This window comes from Nocardioides panacisoli, assembly GCF_039537325.1.
In the GTDB taxonomy this organism is placed as follows: domain Bacteria; phylum Actinomycetota; class Actinomycetes; order Propionibacteriales; family Nocardioidaceae; genus Nocardioides; species Nocardioides panacisoli.
On record NZ_BAABAH010000013.1, the window covers coordinates 49,848 to 70,279 of the forward strand.

General features: G+C 70.6%; 20 protein-coding genes. 11 read left to right on the forward strand and 9 right to left on the reverse strand.

Annotation, left to right across the window (positions count from 1 at the left end; genetic code table 11):
• Window positions 1-8: 8 nt before the first annotated feature.
• Together ABD709_RS16220 and cysD are read right to left on the reverse strand one after the other, a co-directional pair.
• Complete coding sequence (locus ABD709_RS16220; protein ID WP_344777287.1) at window positions 9-1,274, reverse strand: sulfate adenylyltransferase subunit 1; 1,266 nt, start codon at window positions 1,272-1,274, stop codon at window positions 9-11.
• A complete protein-coding gene (gene cysD / locus ABD709_RS16225; protein WP_344777289.1) occupies window positions 1,274-2,188 on the reverse strand; it encodes a sulfate adenylyltransferase subunit CysD in 915 nt (304 codons plus the stop codon). The genes ABD709_RS16220 and cysD overlap by 1 nt, the downstream gene beginning before the upstream one ends.
• A 137-nt stretch (window positions 2,189-2,325) precedes the next feature.
• Between cysD and ABD709_RS16230 the strand changes: the two genes are divergently transcribed.
• Complete coding sequence (locus tag ABD709_RS16230) at window positions 2,326-3,114, forward strand: DUF4143 domain-containing protein (RefSeq protein ID WP_344777291.1); 789 nt, start codon at window positions 2,326-2,328, stop codon at window positions 3,112-3,114.
• Between the two features lie 158 nt (window positions 3,115-3,272).
• Entirely contained in the window at window positions 3,273-3,740 is a 468-nt protein-coding gene (locus ABD709_RS16235) for a VanZ family protein (RefSeq protein WP_344777293.1), read from the forward strand.
• On the opposite strand, the gene ABD709_RS16240 is transcribed toward ABD709_RS16235, so the two are convergent.
• Window positions 3,664-4,290 carry a hypothetical protein gene (locus ABD709_RS16240; RefSeq protein WP_344777294.1) on the reverse strand — a complete coding sequence of 209 codons (627 nt, stop codon included), beginning with the start codon at window positions 4,288-4,290 and terminating at the stop codon, window positions 3,664-3,666. The genes ABD709_RS16235 and ABD709_RS16240 overlap by 77 nt on opposite strands.
• Before the next feature lie 57 nt (window positions 4,291-4,347).
• Here ABD709_RS16240 and ABD709_RS16245 point away from each other — a divergent pair, with 57 nt between their 5' ends.
• Complete coding sequence (locus ABD709_RS16245) at window positions 4,348-5,250, forward strand: CAP domain-containing protein (RefSeq protein ID WP_344777296.1); 903 nt, start codon at window positions 4,348-4,350, stop codon at window positions 5,248-5,250.
• Window positions 5,251-5,271: 21 nt separating this feature from the next.
• Here ABD709_RS16245 and manA read toward each other — a convergent pair whose 3' ends face one another.
• Window positions 5,272-6,471 (reverse strand): mannose-6-phosphate isomerase, class I, encoded by a 1,200-nt coding sequence (manA, locus tag ABD709_RS16250; RefSeq protein ID WP_344777298.1) that lies wholly within the window; start codon window positions 6,469-6,471, stop codon window positions 5,272-5,274.
• Window positions 6,472-6,601: 130 nt separating this feature from the next.
• On the opposite strand from manA, the gene ABD709_RS16255 reads away from it, so the two are divergent.
• Together ABD709_RS16255 and ABD709_RS16260 are read left to right on the forward strand one after the other, a co-directional pair.
• Window positions 6,602-7,768 carry a nucleotide sugar dehydrogenase gene (locus ABD709_RS16255; protein ID WP_344777300.1) on the forward strand — a complete coding sequence of 389 codons (1,167 nt, stop codon included), beginning with the start codon at window positions 6,602-6,604 and terminating at the stop codon, window positions 7,766-7,768.
• Between the two features lie 170 nt (window positions 7,769-7,938).
• Window positions 7,939-8,082, forward strand: a complete 144-nt coding sequence (locus tag ABD709_RS16260; protein WP_344777302.1) for a hypothetical protein — start codon at window positions 7,939-7,941, stop codon at window positions 8,080-8,082.
• 2 nt (window positions 8,083-8,084) lie between these two features.
• On the opposite strand, the gene ABD709_RS16265 is transcribed toward ABD709_RS16260, so the two are convergent.
• Window positions 8,085-9,104 carry a sulfite exporter TauE/SafE family protein gene (locus ABD709_RS16265; RefSeq protein WP_344777304.1) on the reverse strand — a complete coding sequence of 340 codons (1,020 nt, stop codon included), beginning with the start codon at window positions 9,102-9,104 and terminating at the stop codon, window positions 8,085-8,087.
• The gene (gene cysC / locus ABD709_RS16270; RefSeq protein ID WP_425575155.1) at window positions 9,104-10,969 is read right to left on the reverse strand and encodes an adenylyl-sulfate kinase; all 1,866 of its coding nucleotides are present in this window, start codon (window positions 10,967-10,969) and stop codon (window positions 9,104-9,106) included. Before cysC ends, ABD709_RS16265 begins: the two co-directional genes overlap by 1 nt.
• A 126-nt stretch (window positions 10,970-11,095) precedes the next feature.
• Here cysC and ABD709_RS16275 point away from each other — a divergent pair, with 126 nt between their 5' ends.
• From ABD709_RS16275 to ABD709_RS16290, 4 genes are all read left to right on the forward strand, one after another.
• Entirely contained in the window at window positions 11,096-11,581 is a 486-nt protein-coding gene (locus ABD709_RS16275; protein WP_344777308.1) for a helix-turn-helix domain-containing protein, read from the forward strand.
• Between the two features lie 8 nt (window positions 11,582-11,589).
• Entirely contained in the window at window positions 11,590-12,147 is a 558-nt protein-coding gene (locus ABD709_RS16280) for a hypothetical protein (RefSeq protein WP_344777309.1), read from the forward strand.
• A gap of 84 nt (window positions 12,148-12,231) precedes the next feature.
• On the forward strand, window positions 12,232-12,534 hold the full coding sequence (locus ABD709_RS16285) for a DUF2516 family protein (protein WP_344777311.1): 303 nt from the start codon (window positions 12,232-12,234) through the stop codon (window positions 12,532-12,534).
• Window positions 12,535-12,658: 124 nt separating this feature from the next.
• On the forward strand, window positions 12,659-13,606 hold the full coding sequence (locus ABD709_RS16290; RefSeq protein ID WP_344777313.1) for a hypothetical protein: 948 nt from the start codon (window positions 12,659-12,661) through the stop codon (window positions 13,604-13,606).
• Window positions 13,607-13,653: 47 nt separating this feature from the next.
• Here ABD709_RS16290 and rfbB read toward each other — a convergent pair whose 3' ends face one another.
• On the reverse strand, window positions 13,654-14,652 hold the full coding sequence (rfbB, locus tag ABD709_RS16295; RefSeq protein ID WP_344777315.1) for a dTDP-glucose 4,6-dehydratase: 999 nt from the start codon (window positions 14,650-14,652) through the stop codon (window positions 13,654-13,656).
• A gap of 54 nt (window positions 14,653-14,706) precedes the next feature.
• Here rfbB and galE point away from each other — a divergent pair, with 54 nt between their 5' ends.
• A complete protein-coding gene (gene galE, locus ABD709_RS16300) occupies window positions 14,707-15,711 on the forward strand; it encodes a UDP-glucose 4-epimerase GalE (RefSeq protein WP_344777317.1) in 1,005 nt (334 codons plus the stop codon).
• Between the two features lie 20 nt (window positions 15,712-15,731).
• On the opposite strand, the gene ABD709_RS16305 is transcribed toward galE, so the two are convergent.
• Window positions 15,732-16,481 (reverse strand): hemerythrin domain-containing protein, encoded by a 750-nt coding sequence (locus ABD709_RS16305; protein WP_344777319.1) that lies wholly within the window; start codon window positions 16,479-16,481, stop codon window positions 15,732-15,734.
• Window positions 16,478-18,652: an MMPL family transporter gene (locus tag ABD709_RS16310; protein ID WP_344777320.1), complete on the reverse strand. Its 2,175-nt coding sequence runs from the start codon at window positions 18,650-18,652 to the stop codon at window positions 16,478-16,480. The genes ABD709_RS16305 and ABD709_RS16310 overlap by 4 nt, the downstream gene beginning before the upstream one ends.
• A 252-nt stretch (window positions 18,653-18,904) precedes the next feature.
• Between ABD709_RS16310 and ABD709_RS16315 the strand changes: the two genes are divergently transcribed.
• Complete coding sequence (locus ABD709_RS16315; RefSeq protein WP_344777322.1) at window positions 18,905-20,365, forward strand: sugar transferase; 1,461 nt, start codon at window positions 18,905-18,907, stop codon at window positions 20,363-20,365.
• Window positions 20,366-20,432: the final 67 nt, after the last annotated feature.

A 20,432-nucleotide genomic window follows, 5' to 3' on the forward strand; every position in this document is an offset into this window, starting at 1 on the left:
TGCGACGACTACGCGCCGCTGTTGATCATGCCGGCGCCGACCGTGACGCCGGTCGCCTCGTCGATCAGGATGAACGAGCCGGTGGCCCGGTTCTTGGAGTAGGGGTCGCACAGCAGCGGTACGGTCGTGCGCAGCTGCACGCGGCCGATCTCGTTGACGCCGAGCTCCCTGGTCTCCTGGTCGCGGTGCAGCGTGTTGACGTCCAGGCGGTACTGGATGTCCTTGACCAGGGCGCGGGCCGTCCGGGTGGTGTGCTTGATGGCGAGCTTCTGCCGCGGCTTGAGCGGCGTCGTCGTCATCCAGCAGACCATCGCGTCGATGTCCTGGCTCGGCTGCGGGGCGTTCTTGGTCCGGGCGATCATGTCGCCGCGCGAGACGTCCACGTCGTCCTCGAGGTGGACCGTGACGCTCATCGGCGGGAACGCCTCGTCGATCTCCTTGTCGAACAGGTCGATCCTGGAGATCTTCGACGTCATGCCCGAGGGCAGGACGACGACCTCGTCGCCCGGCTTCATCACGCCACCGGCGACCTGGCCGGCGTACCCGCGGTAGTCGTGGAACTCGTCCGACTTCGGCCGCACGACGTACTGCACCGGGAACCGGGCGTCGATCAGGTCGCGGTCCGAGGCGACGTGCACGTGCTCGAGGTGGTGCATCAGCGTCGGGCCGGAGTACCACGGCGTGTTCTCGGAGCGGTTGACGACGTTGTCGCCCTGCAGCGCCGAGATCGGGATGACCGTGAGGTCCGGGATGTTCAGCTTGGTGGCGAACTGCGTGAACTCGGCGTGGATCTTCTCGTAGACCTTCTCGTCGAAGTCCACGAGGTCCATCTTGTTCACCGCGAGCACCAGGTGCGGGACCCGGAGCAGCGACAGGATCACCGCGTGCCGGTGCGACTGCTCGGTCAGGCCCTGGCGGGCGTCGACGAGCACCAGACCGAGGTCGGCGGTGGAGGCGCCGGTGACCATGTTCCGCGTGTACTGCACGTGGCCCGGGGTGTCGGCGATGATGAACTTGCGGGTGGGCGTCGCGAAGTAGCGGTAGGCCACGTCGATGGTGATGCCCTGCTCGCGCTCCGAGCGCAGGCCGTCGGTGAGCAGCGCGAGGTCGGTGTAGTCGTAGCCGCGCGACGTGCTGGTCGCCTCGACCGCCTCGAGCTGGTCCTCGAAGATCGACTTCGAGTCCAGCAGCAGTCGCCCGATCAGGGTCGACTTGCCGTCGTCGACGGAGCCGGCGGTGGCGAACCGGAGAAGGTCCATGTTGGTGGTGCTCATCAGAAGTAGCCCTCCTTCTTCCGGTCCTCCATGGCAGCCTCGGAGAACCTGTCGTCACCGCGGGTCGCGCCGCGCTCGGTGACCCGGGCGATCGCGACCTCGGCGATGATCTCGTCGATCGTGGACGCGGTGCTCTCGACGCACCCGGTCAGGGTCAGGTCGCCCACGGTGCGGAACCGGACGGTCCGCTCCTCGGCGACCTCACCCTCGCGGCACGGGTTGTGCTCGCTCTCGGAGAGCAGCATCCCGTCGCGCTCGAAGACGCGGCGCTGGTGGGAGAAGTAGATCGAGGGGATCTCGATGCCCTCGCGGCCGATGTAGTCCCAGATGTCCAGCTCGGTCCAGTTGGAGATCGGGAAGATCCGCATGTGCTCGCCCTCGTGCAGGCGACCGTTGTAGAGGCTCCACAGCTCGGGGCGCTGGTTCTTCGGGTCCCACTGGCCGAACTCGTCGCGGTGGGAGTAGACGCGCTCCTTGGCGCGGGCCTTCTCCTCGTCGCGGCGGCCGCCACCGAAGGCGGCGGTGAAGCCGTTCTCCTCGATGGCGTTGAGCAGGGTGCCGATCTGGAGCCGGTTGCGGCTGGTCTTGCCGTCGTCGACGACGATGCCGTTCTTGATGGCCTCCTCGACCGAGGCGACGATCAGGCGGACGCCCAGCCGGTTGACCCAGTTGTCGCGGGTCGCGAGCACCTCGGGGAAGTCGTACCCGGTGTCGACCTGCAGCACGGGGAACGGGATCTTCGCGGGGTAGAACGCCTTCTCGGCCAGTCGCATCATCACGATGCTGTCCTTGCCGCCCGAGAACATCAGGACGGGCTTCTCGAACTCCGCCGCGACCTCACGGAAGATGTGGATCGACTCGGCCTCGAGCTGGTCCAGCTGGCTCAGCCGGTAGTCGGTGTGCGTCTGTGTCATGCGGGGTCGGCGCCATCCTTTCGGGATCGTGTATCCACCGATCAAACTCGGCCCATCGTGCCATGCACTGCCTTGCAGGCTGACATCGCCGCGAATCGCGTAGACAAATCTACGAGTTCGGGCGCTACTCTCGGCGCGTGGCAGAGGACTTCGTCGCCCGGCTGGGCTCACGGGCGTCGGTCCCCGACGAGGTGCGGTCCCGCTACGGGATCACCGAGTACGTCGCCCTGACCGCGCGCGAGGACGGCATCGACGAGGAGCTGCGGCGCCTGGTGCACGACGTCGCGCCCAGCGTGCGCCGTACCGACCCGGACCGCCTGCTCGCGCTCGTCACCGCCATGGCGCGGCCGCCGTCGGCCGAGCTCAACAGGGCCCGCCTCGCCGCGGCGGCTGGCATCCCGGAGACGACGATCGCGCCGTACGTCGACCTGGTCGAGCGGCTGGGCCTGGTCCGGATGCTGCCGGGCACAGGTGCCAGCGTCGCGAAACGCGCGGTCGCCCGCCCACGGGTCGTGTTCGCCGACCCGGCGGTCGCCCGCCACCTCGCCGGCGTCAGCGCCGCCGACCTCACCGAGCTCGCCGGCCGCAGCCGGCTCGCGCCGCTGCTCGAGGGGATCGCGATCACCGAGCTGTTGCGCCAGCGGGAGACCAGCGTCGTCGACTACCGGCTCGGGCACCTCCGCGAGCGCAACGGCCTCGAGGTCGACCTCCTCGTCGAGCTCGCCGACGAGACCGTCTACGGCATCGAGATCCGCACCGCCGCCGCCTTCCGGCCCCACCAGTTCCGCTCGCTCGAGGCGCTCGCCACCCGTGCCGGCTCGCGGTTCCGCGGCGGGATCGTGCTCAACACCGCGCCGGTCGGGTTCAAGTACCGCCCCGGCATGTGGGGACTGCCGGTCTCGGCGCTGTGGGAGTGGGTCTCGTGACGGTCGCTGCGCGACCTCCTCGACCACCGGGGTGGTCGGTCGCTGCGCGACCTCCTCGACCACCGGGGTGGTCGGTCGCTGCGCGACCTCCTCGACCACCGGGGTGGTCGGTCGCTGCGCGACCTCCTCGACCACCGGGTGCCCGGCAGACTGGGTCGATGCTGCATCGACATCCGCTGCTCAGCGCGGTGACCGGGGTCTACCTGGTCTTCCTCGGCTGGCTGACGCTGACGCCGCAGGACCAGCACACGAGCCAGGCGGAGTTCGTGCTGCGCGTCCTCGATGCCCTGCACCGGCGCGGCCACCTGGAGTCCCTCGACTACAACCGGTTCGAGTTCCTGGCGAACATCGCGCTGTTCGTGCCGGCCGGGATGTTCCTGCTGCTGCTGCTCGGAGCCGGGCGCTGGTGGCTCGCGGCGCTGCTCTGCTTCGCGACGACCGCCTTCATCGAGTCGGCCCAGCACGCCATCCCCGGACGAGTGCCCGACGACCGCGACCTGCTCGCGAACAGTGTGGGTGCCGTGCTCGGCATCGCGGTCGCGCTGGTGCTCACTCTTCCCGCGACGCTGCGCCGGAGCCGGCATCGCCGGGCGGCCGCGGACTACGCCCGAGCAGCACGCAGATGACGATGCCGACCAGCCAGCACCCCGCCACGATCAGGTCGTCGCGGTGCACCCCGTTCGTGTCGTTGATCGTCCACAGGATCGGCCCCGACAGCCGGGAGTGGCCGGCGACCCCGAACACTGCCAGCACGGTGATGACCAGTGCCAGGACGGTGGCCTGCACACGGCGAGCGGTCATTGCCCAGACGTTAGAGCACCCGCGCACGAGGATCAGGGCGGCCCCTCGCCCTGATGTGCGAGAGTTTGCGCGTCCGCTCGGCAGCGTCTCGGGAGAGTGGGAGTTCCGGTGCAGCTTCGTCCCGTCCTCGGCGCGGTGTTTCTTCCCCTGCTCGTGATCGCCGGTCTCACGTGCGCTCCTGCCTCTGGCACGGAGGCGACTGATCGAGCCGGCACCGGCTCCCTGGAGGGGACGGTCCTCGACGGTGACGACGGAAGGCCCCTCCGGCAGATCAGCGTCTCCGCGTGGACCGACGACGGGGCCACGTGGCGCGCGCGCACCGATGACGACGGCAGGTTCGAGCTTCCCTCGGTCGATGCCGGTCGCGAGATCCACGTGAACTTCTTCGATGCGGCCTGGCACCAGTACGACGGCGCAGACTTCCCGGGCGTCGTGACGCTCGCGCCGGACGAGCAGCGTGACCTCGGGGTCATCGACCTGGATGACGGCATGAATCTTCGGAGGTCGCCGTCCGCCCTCGACGTGACGGACCCTGCTGTCGTCACCCGGTCCTGGAAGCAGGACGTCCGCGGCTCGTCCAGGACGCCGAGCCCGAGGATCCACGGCTGCAAGGTCGCCCGTCAGCCGGAGCGGGTCCTCCGCAAGGTCGCGGGAGTGATCAACTGGTACCGCGGCATGGCGGGGCTCGACCCCGTCGTGCTGGCTCCGCGTCTCAACCGGCTCGCGCAGCGCTCCTCCGTGATCCAGAGCTATCTGCGATCCGAGCCGCTCTCACACGACCCGCCTCGCTCGACGCGGTGCTGGTCGCGGGCAGGCGCCGAGGCCGCCGGCCGCTCGGACCTGGCCATGGGTTGGACCGGCGGCAGTGCGGTCAACGCCTACATGTCGGACTACGGTGTGCCCTCCGTCGGGCATCGAACGCCGATACTGAATCCAACCGCCACCGCCTTCGGTAGCGGCGACGCCGGCCAGTACAACTCTCTCTATGTCTACGGACCCAACAGTCAAAAGGCTTCGCGCCCGCCCTGGATCTCCTGGCCCAGCGCCGGGTATTTCCCGTACGGCGTGACACCGTCGACCTGGTCCTTGCAGACATCACGCGCCGACGTCGACCTCCGCGGAGCACGGGTGACCCTGACGCTGTCCACGGGCCAGCGCATCCGAGCCCTGGACCAGACGGGAGACACCAACATGCTCCTGTGGACCCTGTCGGCGTCTCCGAGGCGACACCATGACACGACGGTGGTCGACGTCAAGGTCTCCGGCATCAAGTGGCGAGGGGTCACGCAACCTCCGCTCGTCTACACCGTCCGCATCCTCGACCTGTCGTGGTGACGACGGGCAACCGGTGACCGGTCAGCGCTCGGCCCAGGGGATGACCAGGTCGGTGAGCTTCGAGGACTCGCCCTCGGTCGGCACGTAGGCCTGCGCGACCTCGCCGGTGCCCACCACGCGGATGGCCCCGTCGACCTCGTCGGCGTACGCCGCGTCGCCCCGCTGCAGCCACAGCGACTCGCCGGCCTCGTTGACCAGCGCCACCTCGCCGCCGGTGCACACCAGGATCCGCTTGCCCTTCTCCGGGAGCACGGCGCCCGCCGGCTCGGCCTGCGAGCTCTGGGTCACCGAGAGCGCGAAGTCGCCGGCGCCGGGGCTGAACACGTCGGTCGAGAAGCCGTGCTGCCGCGGCGTCACCCGGGACACGCGCGACATGCCCTCCTCGAGGCTGTCGACCAGCCCCTCGGGGGACACGTGCTTGGCGGTGAGCCCGGCCCGCAGCACGTTGTCGGAGGAGACCATGACCTCCAGGCACATCCCGCTCAGGTGGGCGTGGATGATGCCGGACTCGAGGTACGCCGCCTCGCCCGGCTGCAGCGTCAACCGGTTCAGCAGCAGCGAGATCACGATGCCGACGTCGCCCTCGTGGTGCTCGGCGATCTCGACGGCCGTCGCGTAGGCGCGCTTCACGTCGATGCCGAGGTCCAGCGCCGCCTGGCACTGCTGGACCACGCCGGCGACGTCCTCCTTGCTCGGCGGGTCGACCAGCAGCCGCTCGACCAGCTTGACGATGCCCTTAAAGCCAGGGCGCGCCCGCAGCGCGGCGGCGAGCTCCTGGCTCAGCTTCGTCTCCATCGGCGCGAGCACGCGAAGGATCTCCGCGGTCGGCCGGAAGCCGACCAGGGTGTCGAAGGTCGACAGGGCGTAGACCATCTCCGGCTTGCCGTAGGGGTCCTTGTAGACGCGGTCGTCCGCGTCCAGCGGCACGCCCGCGGCCTGCTCGGCGTCGTAGCCCGCCCGCGCGTGCGTCGCCTCGGGGTGCACCTGGATCGACAGCGGACGCTCGGCGGCGAGGATCTTCATCATGAACCGCAGGTCGCCGGAGATGTCGGTGAGCGGCTTGCTGCCCTCCTCCGACACGACCTGCGCGGTCCCCAGCGGGTGCGTGCCCATCCACACCTCGGCCACCGGCCGCCCGTCGCTCTGGCGCCGCTGGAAGAAGGGGATGCCCTCCGTCGAGCCCCAGTCGTAGCCCTTGGTCGGGCAGTCGAGGGCGAACAAGATGGGGCCTCCTCAGGCTCGGAGCTTCGGCGGCCCGACGCTACCTGACGGTCCGGATGTTCGGTGGGTGGTTCGCCGACGTACACCTCGTCGTGGCCGGCCGGTGACGCGGGCGTCGCACGGTCGGAGCGTGAAGATCGCCGTAGTGGGCCTCGGGTACGTCGGGCTCTCCAACGCCGTCATCCTCGCCCAGCACAACGACGTCTGGGCACTCGACGTCGAGCCGGGCCGGGTCGCCATGGTCAACCGGCGCGAGTCGCCGATCATCGACGCCGAGCTGGAGGACTACCTCCGCGACCGGCCGCTCGAGCTCACCGCCACGACCGACAAGTGCGCGGCGTACGCCGACGCGTCGTACGTCGTGGTCGCGACGCCGACGAACTACGACCCGGAGACCAATTGCTTCGACACCGGCAGTGTCGAACGGGTGACCGCCGAGGCGCTGGCGGTCAGCCCGCAGGCGACGATCGTGGTGAAGTCGACGGTCCCGGTCGGCTACACCAACAAGCTGCGCGATCAGCACCCCGGCGCCTCGATCATCTTCAGTCCCGAGTTCCTGCGCGAGGGTCGCGCGCTCCACGACAACCTGCACCCCTCGCGCATCGTCGTCGGCTCCGACACCGAGCCGGGCCGGCTGTTCGCCAAGCTGCTCGTGCAGGGCGCGCTCGACCCCGACCCGCCGGTCCTGTTCACCGGCTCGACGGAGGCGGAGGCGATCAAGCTGTTCGCCAACACCTACCTGGCACTGCGGGTCGCGTACTTCAACGAGCTCGACACCTACGCCGCGATGCACGGCCTGTCGACCCGCCAGATCATCGAGGGTGTCGGCCTGGACCCGCGGATCGGAGCGCACTACAACAACCCCTCCTTCGGGTACGGCGGCTACTGCCTGCCGAAGGACACGATGCAGCTGCAGGCGAACTACTGCGACGTGCCGCAGAACCTGATCAGCGCCATCGTCGAGGCCAACACGACCCGAAAGGACTTCATCGCCACCGACATCCTCAGGCGGGACCCGAAGGTGGTGGGGATCCACCGGCTCACGATGAAGGCGGGGTCGGACAACTTCCGCGAGTCCGCCGTCCAGGGCGTGATGAAGCGGATCAAGGCCAGGGGCGTGAAGGTCGTCGTCTTCGAGCCGGAGCTGGACGCGAAGCGGTTCTTCGGCTCCAAGGTGATCCGCGACCTCGACGAGTTCAAGGCGAAGGCCGACGTCATTCTCGCCAACCGCCGCACCGACGTGCTCGACGACGTCGCCGAGAAGGTCTACACGCGCGACATCTACGGTCGCGACTGACGCCCCTAGTCCGTTCGGGTCAGAGGGTCGGGACCTTCGACGGTGTCGGCCGCCTTGCCCGACGAGGGAAGATTTCGTTACCAGAGGGTTCCTGGCACGTGAACGCGGGTATAGGTCCGGCTGGGGAACGAGCCGCCCGCCCGGACGGCCGTCCGGAAGGGTGAAGCCCCGTGATGCTCCTGGTCATCGCCGTACTTGCCGGCTGGGCCCTGCTCAGCGTGCCGCTGGCCCTCGGCTGCGGGCGCGCGTTCGCAGCGGGCAACGAGCGCCCGATGCCGACCGCCGCCGCGACGGACTACACGCTCGTCGCCTAGCGCTACGAGCGGGCGGCGGGCTTCTTGTTGGCCCTGTTGCCCTTGTCGAGCGGCAGCTTCTCGAGCTCCGCGATGGTCGGAGAGCCGAACATCGGCATCCCCTCCTGCTTGCGGATGAGGCCCCAGATCAGCGGCACCAGCACGATCATCGCGATCCCGACCGCCGCGACGACGTACGGCGAGGAGTCGCTGTCGCCGATCGGTGTCCAGCCGGCCTTGTAGAGCAGGGCGACGCCCGACATCGTCAGCACCACGACGATGCCGCGGCGGATGAACGACTGCGGGACCCGCGGCGCGATCCGCGCGCCGATCAGGGTGCCCGGCACGGAGCCGACGATCAGCGGGATCGCGATCTCCCACTCGAGGCCGTTGATCGCGATGTTGGAGATCGCGGCAGCGAGCACCAGCGGGACCGCCTGGGTGAGGTCTGTGCCGACCAGCTTCACCGCGGACAGGCCGGGGTAGAGCATCAGCAGCGCGATCATGATCACCGAGCCGGAGCCGACGCTGGTGATGCCCACGAGCAGGCCGCCGAGCGCGCCCACGAGGAAGGTCGGGAGCGGGCGGATCTTCGGGTCGGGGTCGGCCGGCGGCCCACCGCGGCGCACCCGCCGGAGGTTGACGTAGAGGCGCAGGGCGTAGGTCGACGCCGCGAACAGCAGCGCGATCCCGATCATCGTCTTGAGCGTGGTGTCGAGCTGGTCGGAGTCGCCGTTGGCGAAGTGGTGCACCAGCCACGGACCGAGGAAGGCCATCGGCACCGAGCCGAGGATCAGCCAGCCGGCGAGCCGGAGGTTGGGCGAGCCCTCGCGGTAGTGCATCGCCGCGCCGCCGGTCTTGTAGACCGCGGCGGCGGTGAGGTCGGCGGTGACGATCGTCGCGGCGTTGCCCGACCCGACGCCGAGGAAGATCAGCGCCGGCGTCATCAGCGCCCCGCCGCCCATGCCGGTGAGCCCGACGACGATGCCGACGAAGAAGCCGGCGAGCACGGTCGCCAGTGCTGTCGTGGTGAAGAGATCCATCAGGGCACGATCCTCTCGGAACCGGTGAGCTGGGGGAGGACGACGCGCAGGAGGCTGTCGATCTGATCAGCCGCCTGCTCCGCGGCCGGGAGGCCGCGGTTGTACGGGTCGGCGACGTCGTGGGCCGGCGCGGTGCCGGCCCGTCGGTGGCCGACGGCGGCGAGCAGCTGGGCGCCGCTGAGGCCGGGGTCGACGCGGGTGATCGACTCGGCGAACTGGCCGAGGGTGAACACCTTGCGGAAGGAGGCGGGGACCTCCTCCAGCACGTAGGCACGGTGCGTGCCCTCCGCGGTCAGGACCAGGTCCGCCGTCTCGACGAGCTTCCTGGACAGCCGGCGGCTGGTGAAGGCGTCGATCTGCTTCTGCGGCACGCCACGGGCGGCCATCACCTCGGCCATCGTCGGGTCCGCAGGGTGCTCCCGGAACCCGTGGGTGCCGGCGCTGGCGAACTCGATCAGCGGCGCGTCCGAGGCGTTGGCCATGAGGCTGCGCGCCCGGAGCTCCATGTAGGGCGAGCGGCAGATGTTCGCCGTACAGACGAAGAGGACGGAGAGAGCGCGCTGGTCGGCGTTGGGCTCGAGGTCGGCATCCGGCTCGCCGCGCATCTCGATCACCTCCGCCCGCGGTGGCTGAGGTGCGAGCGAGGCGAGCCTCGAAGCCTCCGACGACAGGTTGAGGTAGCCCGACTCCCGCAGCGCGACGATCACGTCGTCGAGCGCGTCCTCGATGGTGCGCCCGGTGGTGTCGACGCGGACGTCGGCGTCCTGGGGCTCCTCGTAGGGCGAGGAGATGCCGGTGAACTCGGGGATCTCCCCGCGCCGCGCCTTCGCGTAGAGGCCCTTGCGGTCGCGGCGCTCGCACTCCTCCAGGGGCGTGGCGACGTGCACGAGGAAGAACGCACCACCGGCGTCCTCGACGTACTTGCGCACCTGCTGGCGGGTCTCGTCGAACGGCGCGATCGGGCTGCAGACGGCGAGCCCACCGTGCCGGGAGATCTCGGCGGCGACCCAGCCGATCCGGCGGATGTTGGTCTCGCGGTCCTCCTTGGAGAACGTCAGCCCCGCGGACAGGTTGCGGCGGACGACGTCGCCGTCGAGCGAGGTGAGGGTGCGGCCGCCCTGCTCGAGGATCCGGTCCATCAGCGCGCGCGCCAGGGTGGACTTGCCGCTGCCGGAGAGACCGGTGAAGAAGAGGACCAGGCCCTGCTCCTCCTTGGCCGGGTGCTCGTCGGCGACGATGTCGGCGACCGCGAGCACCAGCTCGCCGCCGGTCGCGAGCTCGACGACAGGGTCGGGACCGGCGTACGCCGCCAGCACCCGCTGCCGCAGCTCCGCGTCGGCCGCCGGGTCGTCGTGCGACGCGAGGGGTACGGCGACGACCGCCGCGTCGAGGTCGCCGGCCAGCCGCAGCGTGGCGCGGATCAGCCCGACCGCGGACAGGGCCGGCGTACCGGTGCCCACCAGCGCCACCAGGAGCACCGGGCCGAGGGTGCGCAGCTGGGCGACCTGGACGTCGGTGAGCGCGTCGGTGACGGCGACGACCGTGCGGCCGGCGTACTGCTCCCGGACCTGAGCGGGGGTCAGGTAGTAGCGCCGGAACGGGCCGTACTGTGCATGCGTCAGCGCGGTGACCTCGAGCCTGCCCTCGGCGGATCCGTCGGCCGTCACGGTGGCCAGGGGGAGCCCCTCGGGGTCGACCAGCTCGACCGCCTCGCCGTCCGCCAGGGCGGCCTCGATCTCGTCGGGGAGCCGGAGGGTGACCGCGCTGCCCGGCTCGTTGAAGCCGGTCGTCGGGTGAAAGGCTCCACCTGTCAGCAGCTCGAGGTCGTCCAGCTCGCGCGCGCTGGGATGGTGCTGGTTCGCCACGTGCGCCATCCTGCCAGACTTTATGAAGTCACTAGTATTTCCCGATCACGGTGATTCGTACCTCTGTGAACCACTTCACCCCGCCAGCGCTTGCAACAGTTAGCATTTGCTAGCAGAGTGGGGGTCATGGCAAAGGGCAAGGTCGGCAAGACCGTCGAGTCGCTGGGCGACTACCTCAAGGACCAGCGGGTTTCGGCCCGGCTGTCGTTGCGGCAGCTCGCTGAGCAGGCCGGCGTCTCCAACCCCTACCTGAGCCAGATCGAACGCGGCCTCCGCAAGCCGTCCGCAGAGGTGCTGCAGCAGATTGCCAAGGCGCTGCGCATCTCGGCGGAACAGCTCTACATCCGGGCAGGGATCCTCAGCCCGGATGACGGTGTCGGTGGTTCGGTCGAGCTCGCGATCCTGAGCGACACCGGCCTCACCGAGCGACAGAAGCAGTCGCTTCTCGATGTGTACGCATCGTTCCTCGCGCTGAACAGCGTCAACGACTCCGACGTGGAGCCCGAAGCCGTCGCCGACGACATCGTGGCTGCAGAGATCGGAGACCTCGTCGACGAGGACGGCGCGAGTGCCGCACCGCAGGTTTCCACCAACATCACCACGGAAGGGTGACACCCAGCATGCCGAAGCTCGAGCTTCCCAAGATCGAGGTCCCCACGATCGACCTCAAGAAGATCGACCTCCCCGACATCCCCCCGGCGGCGGCCAAGCCGATCTACGCCGGTGTCGGTGCCACCGACCTCGCCTACGAGACCGCCCGCGGCTACGTCACCGACGTGCAGACCCGCGTCGCGGAGGTCCAGAAGAACGTCACCACCCGCGTGGCCGACGTGCAGAAGACGGTCAAGGGCCTCAAGGCTCCCGAGCCGAAGACCCTCCAGGACAAGGCCCAGGCCAAGCTCGCCGAGCTCCAGGCCGACGCCAAGGCGCTGCCCGGCGTCGTCACGAGCACCTACACCGAGCTCGCGAAGCGCGGCGTGGTCGTCCTGACCAAGATCCGCACGGGTGAGGGCACCGCCAAGGACGCGCGCGCCAAGCAGGGTGCGCCGGCCAACAACGCCGCGGCGAAGAAGGCTGCTCCGAAGAAGAGCACCGCGACCAAGAAGCCGGCGGCGCGGAAGTCCACCACGCGGAAGACCACCGCGACGAAGAAGACCACCGCTGCCAAGAAGGCCTGACCCTTCGCAGCTCGCAGCAGGACGGCCCCGGGAGTGCGCTCCCGGGGCCGTCTTCTGTCGTGGGGCCGTAGGATCTGAACCGCCATGAACCAGTACCTCTTCGCGCCGCCGGCGACGTACCCCGAGCTCTACTTCAACCTCGCGGTCGTCTTCGCCCTCCTGGTCGTGAAGATCTTCGCGTTCGCCAACTCGTTGATGTACTCGGCCGCGTCCTACGACGCCGCCGGCAAGCTCAACAAGGGGACCTGGTGCCTCGTGCTCGGCATCGCCGTGGTGCTGCAGTTCGTCCCCATCCCGCTGTCGATCGTCAACCTCGCGATGACGATCGCCGCCCTGGTCTACCTGGCCGACGTACGCCCGGCCCTCGCCGGCCTGCGCCGCCGCTGACCTCCTAGGTCGAGCACCGCCGGCACCTGGTGCCGGCTCTGCTCGAGCGAGCGCGTCCGGGCGGCCATCCACAGGTCGTCGATCCCATGGTGTGGCGCCGTCGTCCGACGGCAACAAGCCAGCCATGGCGGTCAACGGCCGGATGCTCGATTTCCTGCACCATGTCCAGAGCGGCGTGCTCGGGCGCTGGCAGCTGCTCGAGCACGGGCTCTCGGACAACGACATCGAGCGCATGCTGCGGCGACGAGAGCTGGCGCGGGCAGCGCCGGGCGTCTACGTCTCCCACACGGGGCCGTTGACCCTGGTCCAACGGCAGTGGGTCGCCGTGCTCGCCTGCTGGCCAGCGGCGCTCACGCTCGAGTCCGCCGTACCGGGTGAGCGTCCAGCGCCGATCCACGTGGCGATCGAGGTGAAGCGGAACCTCCGCCTCCGCCCACCCGGCGCCATCCCGCACCGGATGACTGACTTTCGGACCGATGTCGACTGGCGCGCCGCGCCGCCGCGGGTGCGGCTGGACCGCGCAGTGCTCGAGCTGATGCAGGCGCGGATCAGGCGCGAGGACGTCGCGGGCGCCTACGCAGCGCTCGCCAATGCGTGCCATCGGCGGACGACTCCGGACCGGATCATCAGAGCGCTGGGTCGCAGAGAGCGAGTCAGCGGGCGACGATTGATCGAAGGCATGCTCACCGATGTCCGCGACGGCGTGTGCTCGGTGCTCGAGCGTGGCTACCTCGAGCGGGTGGAGCGTCCGCACGGCCTTCCGCGCGCAGAGCGCCAGCGGGTCAGCTCGGCGACGGGCCGACGGACCGCGCAGGACGTGCGCTACGAGAAGTACGGCGTCGTGATCGAGCTCGACGGCCGGGCGATCCACGACAACCCGGTCTCGTGGGACGCCGACGCCCGTCGGGACCTGGCCGAGCTCGCGGTGAGCGATGCGGTGACCGCGCGGGTCACCTACGGTCTCGTCTTCGGCGGGCAGTGCGAGACCGCCCGATGGGTGGGGCAGATCCTCCGCCGCCAAGGTTGGGACGGACTGGCGCACCGATGTCCGCAGTGCCCGGAGCCGCCCTAGGTCGAGCATTCCCGGCACCTGGTGCCGGCCCTGCTCGAGCTAGTGCGTCACTGACCCCTGGCGGCGTAGGCCGCCTCGACGGCGGCCTTGCGGGGGCGCCACCAGTCGGCGTGGTCGGCGTACCAGTGCATCGTGTCGGCGAGCGCCATCTCGAAGTCGTGGTAGCCCGGCTCCCAGCCGAGCTCGGTGCGCAGCTTGGCGGCGTCGAGGGCGTAGCGGCGGTCGTGGCCGGGGCGGTCGGCGACGTGCTCGACGTCGGCGGGGTCGCGGCCGGCAAGCCGCAGGATCGCCTGCGCGACCTCGAGGTTGGAGCGCTCGCCGTCGGCGCCGACGACGTAGGTCTCGCCGATCCGGCCGCGCTCGAGGATCGCGAGCACGGCCGCGCTGTGGTCCTCGGTGTGGATCCAGTCCCGCACGTGCCGGCCGTCGCCGTACACCCGGGGCCGGCGGCCCTCCAGCACCTCGGTGATCTGCCGCGGGACGAACTTCTCCACGTGCTGCCAGGGGCCGTAGTTGTTCGAGCTGACCGAGATCGTCGCGCGCAGGCCGAAGCTGCGGACCCAGGCGCGAACCAGGTGGTCGGCGCCCGCCTTGGAGGCGGAGTACGGCGACGACGGGCGCAGGGCCGACTCCTCGGTGAACCTGGCCGGGTCGTCGAGGTCGAGGTCGCCGTACACCTCGTCGGTGGAGACGTGGTGCAGGCGTACGCCGTGCCGGCGCACCGCCTCGAGCAGGGTGAAGGTGCCGACCAGGTTGGTGTTCACGAACGGCGCCGGGTCCTCCAGCGCGTTGTCGTTGTGCGACTCCGCGGCGAGGTGCACGACCGCGTCGGCCTCGCCGACGAGCGGGTCGACGACCGCGGGGTCGGCGACGTCCCCGACGACCAGCCGAACCCGGTCCTCGGGGAGCCCGGCGAGCGACTCCGGTGAAGCCGCGGGGGTCAGCTTGTCGAGCACGGTGACCGCGGCGTCGGTGTGCGCGGCGACGTGCCGCACGAAGCTGGAGCCGACGAAGCCGGCGCCGCCGGTGACCAGGACGCGTTCCACGAGCGCAGTCTAGGAATCGGGGCGACCGGGGGTCGGTCGATAGCCTTGCCGACCATGAAGGTCCTCGTCACCGGCGGCGCCGGCTACCTCGGCTCGATCACTGCGAAGGCGCTCGAGGAGGCCGGCCACACGCCCGTCATCCTCGACTCGCTGCTCACCGGGCCGCGGGCCTTCGTGGGGGACCGGCCGTTCTACGAGGGCGACATCGCCGACCGCGAGCTGCTGCGCCGGATCGTCGACGAGCACCCCGACCTCGACGCCACCGTGCACATGGCCGCGCGGATCGTCGTGCCGGAGTCGGTGGAGCTGCCCTATGAGTACTACCGCGACAACGTCGCGAAGTCGCTCGAGCTCTTCGACGAGCTGCAGAGCCTCGGCAAGCCGCGGATCCTGTTCTCCTCGACGGCGTCGCTCTATGCGCTCAAGCCGGAGTTCGAGGTGCGGGAGGGGGACCCGGTCGAGCCCACGTCGCCGTACGCCCGCACCAAGCGGATGATGGAGATGTGCCTGGAGGACATCGCCAAGGCCACGCCGCTGCGGGCGATCATCCTGCGCTACTTCAACCCGGTCGGGACCGACCCGGACCTCGAGACCGGCTACCACCTCAAGGACGCGACCCACGTGGTGCCGCTGCTGGCCCAGACGGCGCTGGGCTACCGGCCGTCCTTCACCATCACCGGCACCGACCTGCCGACGCGGGACGGCACCGGGATCCGCGACTACATCCACGCCTGGGACCTCGCGCGTGCGCACGTGGCGGCGGTCGAGCGGTTCGACGACGTGATCGCGGCCGAGGGGGCGCCGTACTCCTACATCAACCTCGGCGCGGGTGACGGCGTCACCGTCCGCGAGCTGATCGCGGCGGTCGAGCGGGTCGTGGGCAAGCCGGTGCCGACGACCGAGGCCCCGCCGCGCCCCGGCGACGCGGTGGGTGCCTTCGCCAACGCCGACAAGGCCGCCGAGCTCCTCGGCTGGCGCACCGAGCTCTCCCTCGACGACGCCATCGCCTCCGCCCTGGCCTGGGGCGAGAAGCGCAAGTCGGTCCTGGGCTACGAGTAGGTCTCGACTGACCGGTCTCGCTACGCCGGCTGCTCGAGCACCGGCGGGAGGTGGCGGAACGCGCGTGCCTCGCGGCGCCGCCAGCCCCTGCGGCTGACCCACCAGACGACCCGGAAGCCCTGGCCGGCGGTGCCGAAGACCCGCGGCAGCACCTCGGCGGGGAGGTCCTCGGCGATCCAGCACACGACCGTGCGCAGGAAGCCGAACGACTCCTTGTCCGAGAAGTGCTCCTCCTCGATCCGCTCCCAGTCCTCCGGCGTGGTGTGCCGCTGGAGGATCGCGATCGCGCCGGTCTCCTCGTGGCGCAGGTGGTGGCCGAGCAGGTCCTGCGCCTCCACGAGGCGTACGGCGAGCCGGGCGCGGAGCTGGGACCTCGAGCCCTCCCCGTCGCCGACAGCTGCCAGGGCCGCGAACAGCTCCCCGCACCCCTCCAGCAGCGGGTCGATCTTCTCGTGCTCGGCCTCCATCGCGAGCAGGGTCTCCCGCTCGTCGGCGTCGGCCCGCTCGAGGAGGAACGGCCAGATGCCCGCGTCCTCGCCGCTGTGGTGCTTGTGCAGGATGACGCCGAACCAGTCCCAACGGTCCCGCAGCGCACGCCAGGTGTCGATGTCGTCGACGGGCGTGCGGGGCACCGCCGCCGCGAACCGGCGCAGGTCGCGACGGAAGGCGTGGTGCATCAGGTACATCATCATCATGTCGATCGGGCCGTCCGGCGCCGCCGTCTGACCGGGCAGCACCAGCTGGCCGGGGTACGCCGTCTGCGTGCTCATCGGGCGACCTCCTCGAGGTCGTCGCGCTCGTCGTCGGAGGTTTCGAGGCTCGGCGCTGGGGCGCCCCGCACCTCGACCACCGACGAGAAGGGCCAGTACCAGTTCCACTTGCCGAGCAGCGTCATCGTGGCGGGCACGAGCACCATCCGGACCACGGTCGCGTCGAGGGCGACGGCGGCGGCGAGCCCGACACCGAGCATCTTGACGACAACGGCCGGCTCGCTCGCGAAGCCCAGGAAGACGGCGACCATGATCGCCGCGGCGACCGAGATCACCCGGCCGGTCCTGGACAGGCCGCGCACGACCGATCCCTGCGCGTCGCCGGTGTCGAGCCAGTCGTCGTGGACCGCGGACAGGAGGAACACCTCGTAGTCCATGGACAGCCCGAACAGCACCGCGAACATCAGGATCGGCACCCAGCTGGACACCGGGACCGCGTGGTCGATGCCGAGCAGCGACGCCCCGTAGCCGTGCTGGAACACGAGCGTCACGACGCCGTACGCCGCGGCGATCGAGAGCAGGTTCATCAGGGCCGCCTTGATCGGCACCACGACCGAGCGGAACATCAGGGCCAGCAGCACCACGGACAGCACGACCACGAAGCCCACGACCAGCCAGAGGCGCTGGCCGAGCAGGTCGGAGATGTCGCTGAGCAGCGGCGTGTAGCCGGTGGCGTCCACGCCCTCGGGCAGCACGTCCGAGCGCAGGCTCGCGAGCAGGTCGGTGGTCCGCTCGTCGATCGGCGAGGTGGTCGGCTCGACGTCCCAGACGGCGAGCTTGCCGTCGGGGGAGTAGGTCACCGGCCCGGACTCGGCGATCCCCGGCAGGCCGGCCACGTCGGCGTGCACCTGCTTCACCTCGGCGCGGTCGACCGTGTCGAGGTCGGCGACCAGGGTGATCGGGCCGTTCGCCCCGGGGCCGAACTCGTCGGCGACCAGGTCGTACGCCGCCCGCGTCGTGCTGTCCTTGGGGTCGCTCCCGCCGTCCTGCGGCCAGGTACGCATCCCGAGCGCCGGTGCTCCCAGCGCCAGCAGGATGGTCAGCGCGAGCAGCGCCCAGGCCACCGGGCGCTTGGCCACGGTCGTGGCCCAGCGGGCGGTCAGCGGCTCCTTGACCTCGCGGGTCTCGACGATCCCGGTGGTGGAGGAGCGAGGCGCCCCAGCGCCGAGCCTCGAGACCTCCGGGGCGCGGCGCTCCTTCCTCGGCAGCAGCCGGCGCCCGGCGAGCGCGCACAGCGCGGGCACCAGGGTGAGGGCGGCGGCCATCACGCAGACGACGGCGATCGCGGTGGCGAAGCCGAAGGCGTCGTACGTCGGGAGCCCGGCGAGGCGCAGGCCCATCAGCGACACCAGGACGGTGACGCCGGCGCCGAGGACCGCGCGGCCGGCCGTGGCCGTGGCGCGGGCAGCGGCATCGACCGGGGCGTCGCCGGCACGGAGCCGCTCGACGTGCCGGGTGAGGATGAGCAGGGCGTAGTCGATGCCGACGCCGAGACCGACCATGGTGGCGATCGTCGGGGCGGACGTGGACACGTCCATGATGCCCGCCAGCAGCGCGATCCCGGACGAGCCGGCGGCGAGGCCGCCGACCGCGGTGGCGATCGGGAGGCCCGCCGCGAGCACGGCGCCGAAGGCGATCACCAGCAGCACGAGCGCGACCAGGATCCCGATCAGCTCGCCGCGACCCTGCAGGGAGGTGGCGGTACCGGGGAGCTCGCCGCCGTACTCCACCTCGTAGCCGGCGTCTGCGGCGGCGTCGGTGGCGTGCTCGAGGCCGCTGATGTCCTCGTAGATGGCGGGATCGGTGGTGGGGACGTCGTACCGGACGTAGAGGAGGGCGGTGTCGCCGTCCTCGGAGAGCCGCGGCGTGACCGTGGTGACGTGGTCGGTCGAGCGCAGGTCGGCGACGACCTCGTGGACGACCGCGGCCTCGAGCCGGTGGTCGTCGTGCAGGACCACCTGCGCCGACGAGCCGCCGGCGTCGGGAAGGTGGTCGCGGAGCTCCTCGACCCCGGCCTGGGCGCGGGTGTCGGGGACGTTCCAGTTGTCCTGGAACTCGCCGCCGCCGACGGAGGCCAGGCCTCCGAGCGCGACGAGGGCGAACAGCCAGGCGACCACCGTCCGCCAGGGATGGCGTGCGGTCGCGAGGCCGAGACGGTGAAGCGGGGACATCTCGATCTCCTTGGGTGGACTGCGATGTCACCCACCGTCGGTGCTGGTCCTTGGAGGCCACTTGGGGCCGGCTTGAGGCGCGGCCGGAGGACGGTCGCGCGCGGTGTCGCGCACCTCACAGGGCGCGGTCTAGACCATGCAAAGTTGCCAGGTGTAACCGATCACCGTGGTGCCTCGTTGTGGGGGCACGTGTCGTTCTGTCGGGGGGCCCTCGGCACGGGCCAGGTTCGACGTCGTAACGGGGTGGTGTGAGTGACTGCGGTGCTGGGACACGCGACGACCGTCAGGTCGGTACGCCGTGCGCGCAGCCGCAGCCTGCCGTTCCTGCCGCTCGCCGTACTGGGTGGCGACGTGCTGCTCATGGCCACCGTGACCTCCCTCGCGTCCGTCGTCGGCGACGGGATGCCGTTCTTCGACCCGAACGCCGAGGTCGACGTCGCCACCCGCGTCGCCGCCCCGCTGATCGCGGTCGGCTGGCTCCTGATGCTGGCGGTCGCCGGCTGCTACCGGCGCGAGGTGCTCGGCGCGGGCAGCCTCGAGTACAAGCGGGTCTTCAACTCCTCGGTCCTCGAGATGGGCCTGGTGGCCGTCGGCTGCTTCCTCAGCGGCAACCTCATCTCGCGCGGCTTCTACGTCGCGCTCTTCACGCTCGGCATCCCGGCTCTGGTGCTCGGGCGCTTCGGCGCCCGCAAGGTCCTGCACTCGCTACGCCGGTCGGGGTACCTCGGCTTCCCGGTGCTCGTGGCGGGCTCGACCGAGCACATCGACGAGATGGTCGACGTGATCCGGCGGGCGAGCTGGCTCGGCTTCGACGTACGCGGTGCGCTCACGCCCGGCGGCGACGAGGGCATGACCCCCGCCGGCGTGCCGGTCGTCGGTCCGACCGCGGAGACGACCAAGGCCGCGCTGGACGCCGACGCCAACCTCGTGCTGTTCACCGAGGGCGCCTCCGGCTCCGGGCAGGAGCTGCGCGACCGGGTCTGGGACCTGGAGGAGCGCGGCATCGGCGTGGTCGTCGCTCCCGGCGTCACCGGGATCGCCACCGACCGCGTCTCGATCCAGCCGGTGGGCGGTCTGCCGCTGATGCACCTCGGTACGCCCGCGTGGGCCGAGGCCACCCGGATCGGCAAGCGGATCTTCGACGTCGTCGGCGCCACGGCCCTGCTCGTGGCGCTGGCGCCGGTACTGCTGTTCGTGGCGCTGCGGATCAGGCTCCATGACGGCGGGCCGGTCTTCTTCCACCAGTCCCGGGTCGGCCGCCAGGGCATCCCGTTCCGGTGCGCCAAGTTCCGCACCATGGTCGTCGACGCCGAGGAGCGGCTCGCCGCGCTGCACGCGCAGACCGGCTACGAGGGCGGCCTGTTCAAGATGGCCGACGACCCGCGGATCACCAAGCCCGGCAAGTGGCTGCGGCGCTACTCCCTCGACGAGCTGCCGCAGCTGCTGAACGTCGTCCGCGGCGACATGAGCCTGGTCGGCCCCCGCCCGCCGCTCCCGCACGAGGTCGCCCGCTACGACAACGCCTCCCGGCGCCGTCTCCACGTGCGCCCCGGCATGACCGGCCTCTGGCAGGTCTCCGGCCGCTCGGACCTCTCCTGGGACGACGCCGTCCGCCTCGACCTCTACTACGTCGACAACTGGTCGATGCTGCAGGACCTGCACATCCTGTTCCGCACCTTCGGCGCCGTCGTCCGGCCCCGCGGCGCCTACTGAGGTCGAACCCCCAGTTCGAGCACGTCGAACCCTCAGTTCGAGCACGCCCAACCGTCAGTTGGTGCCC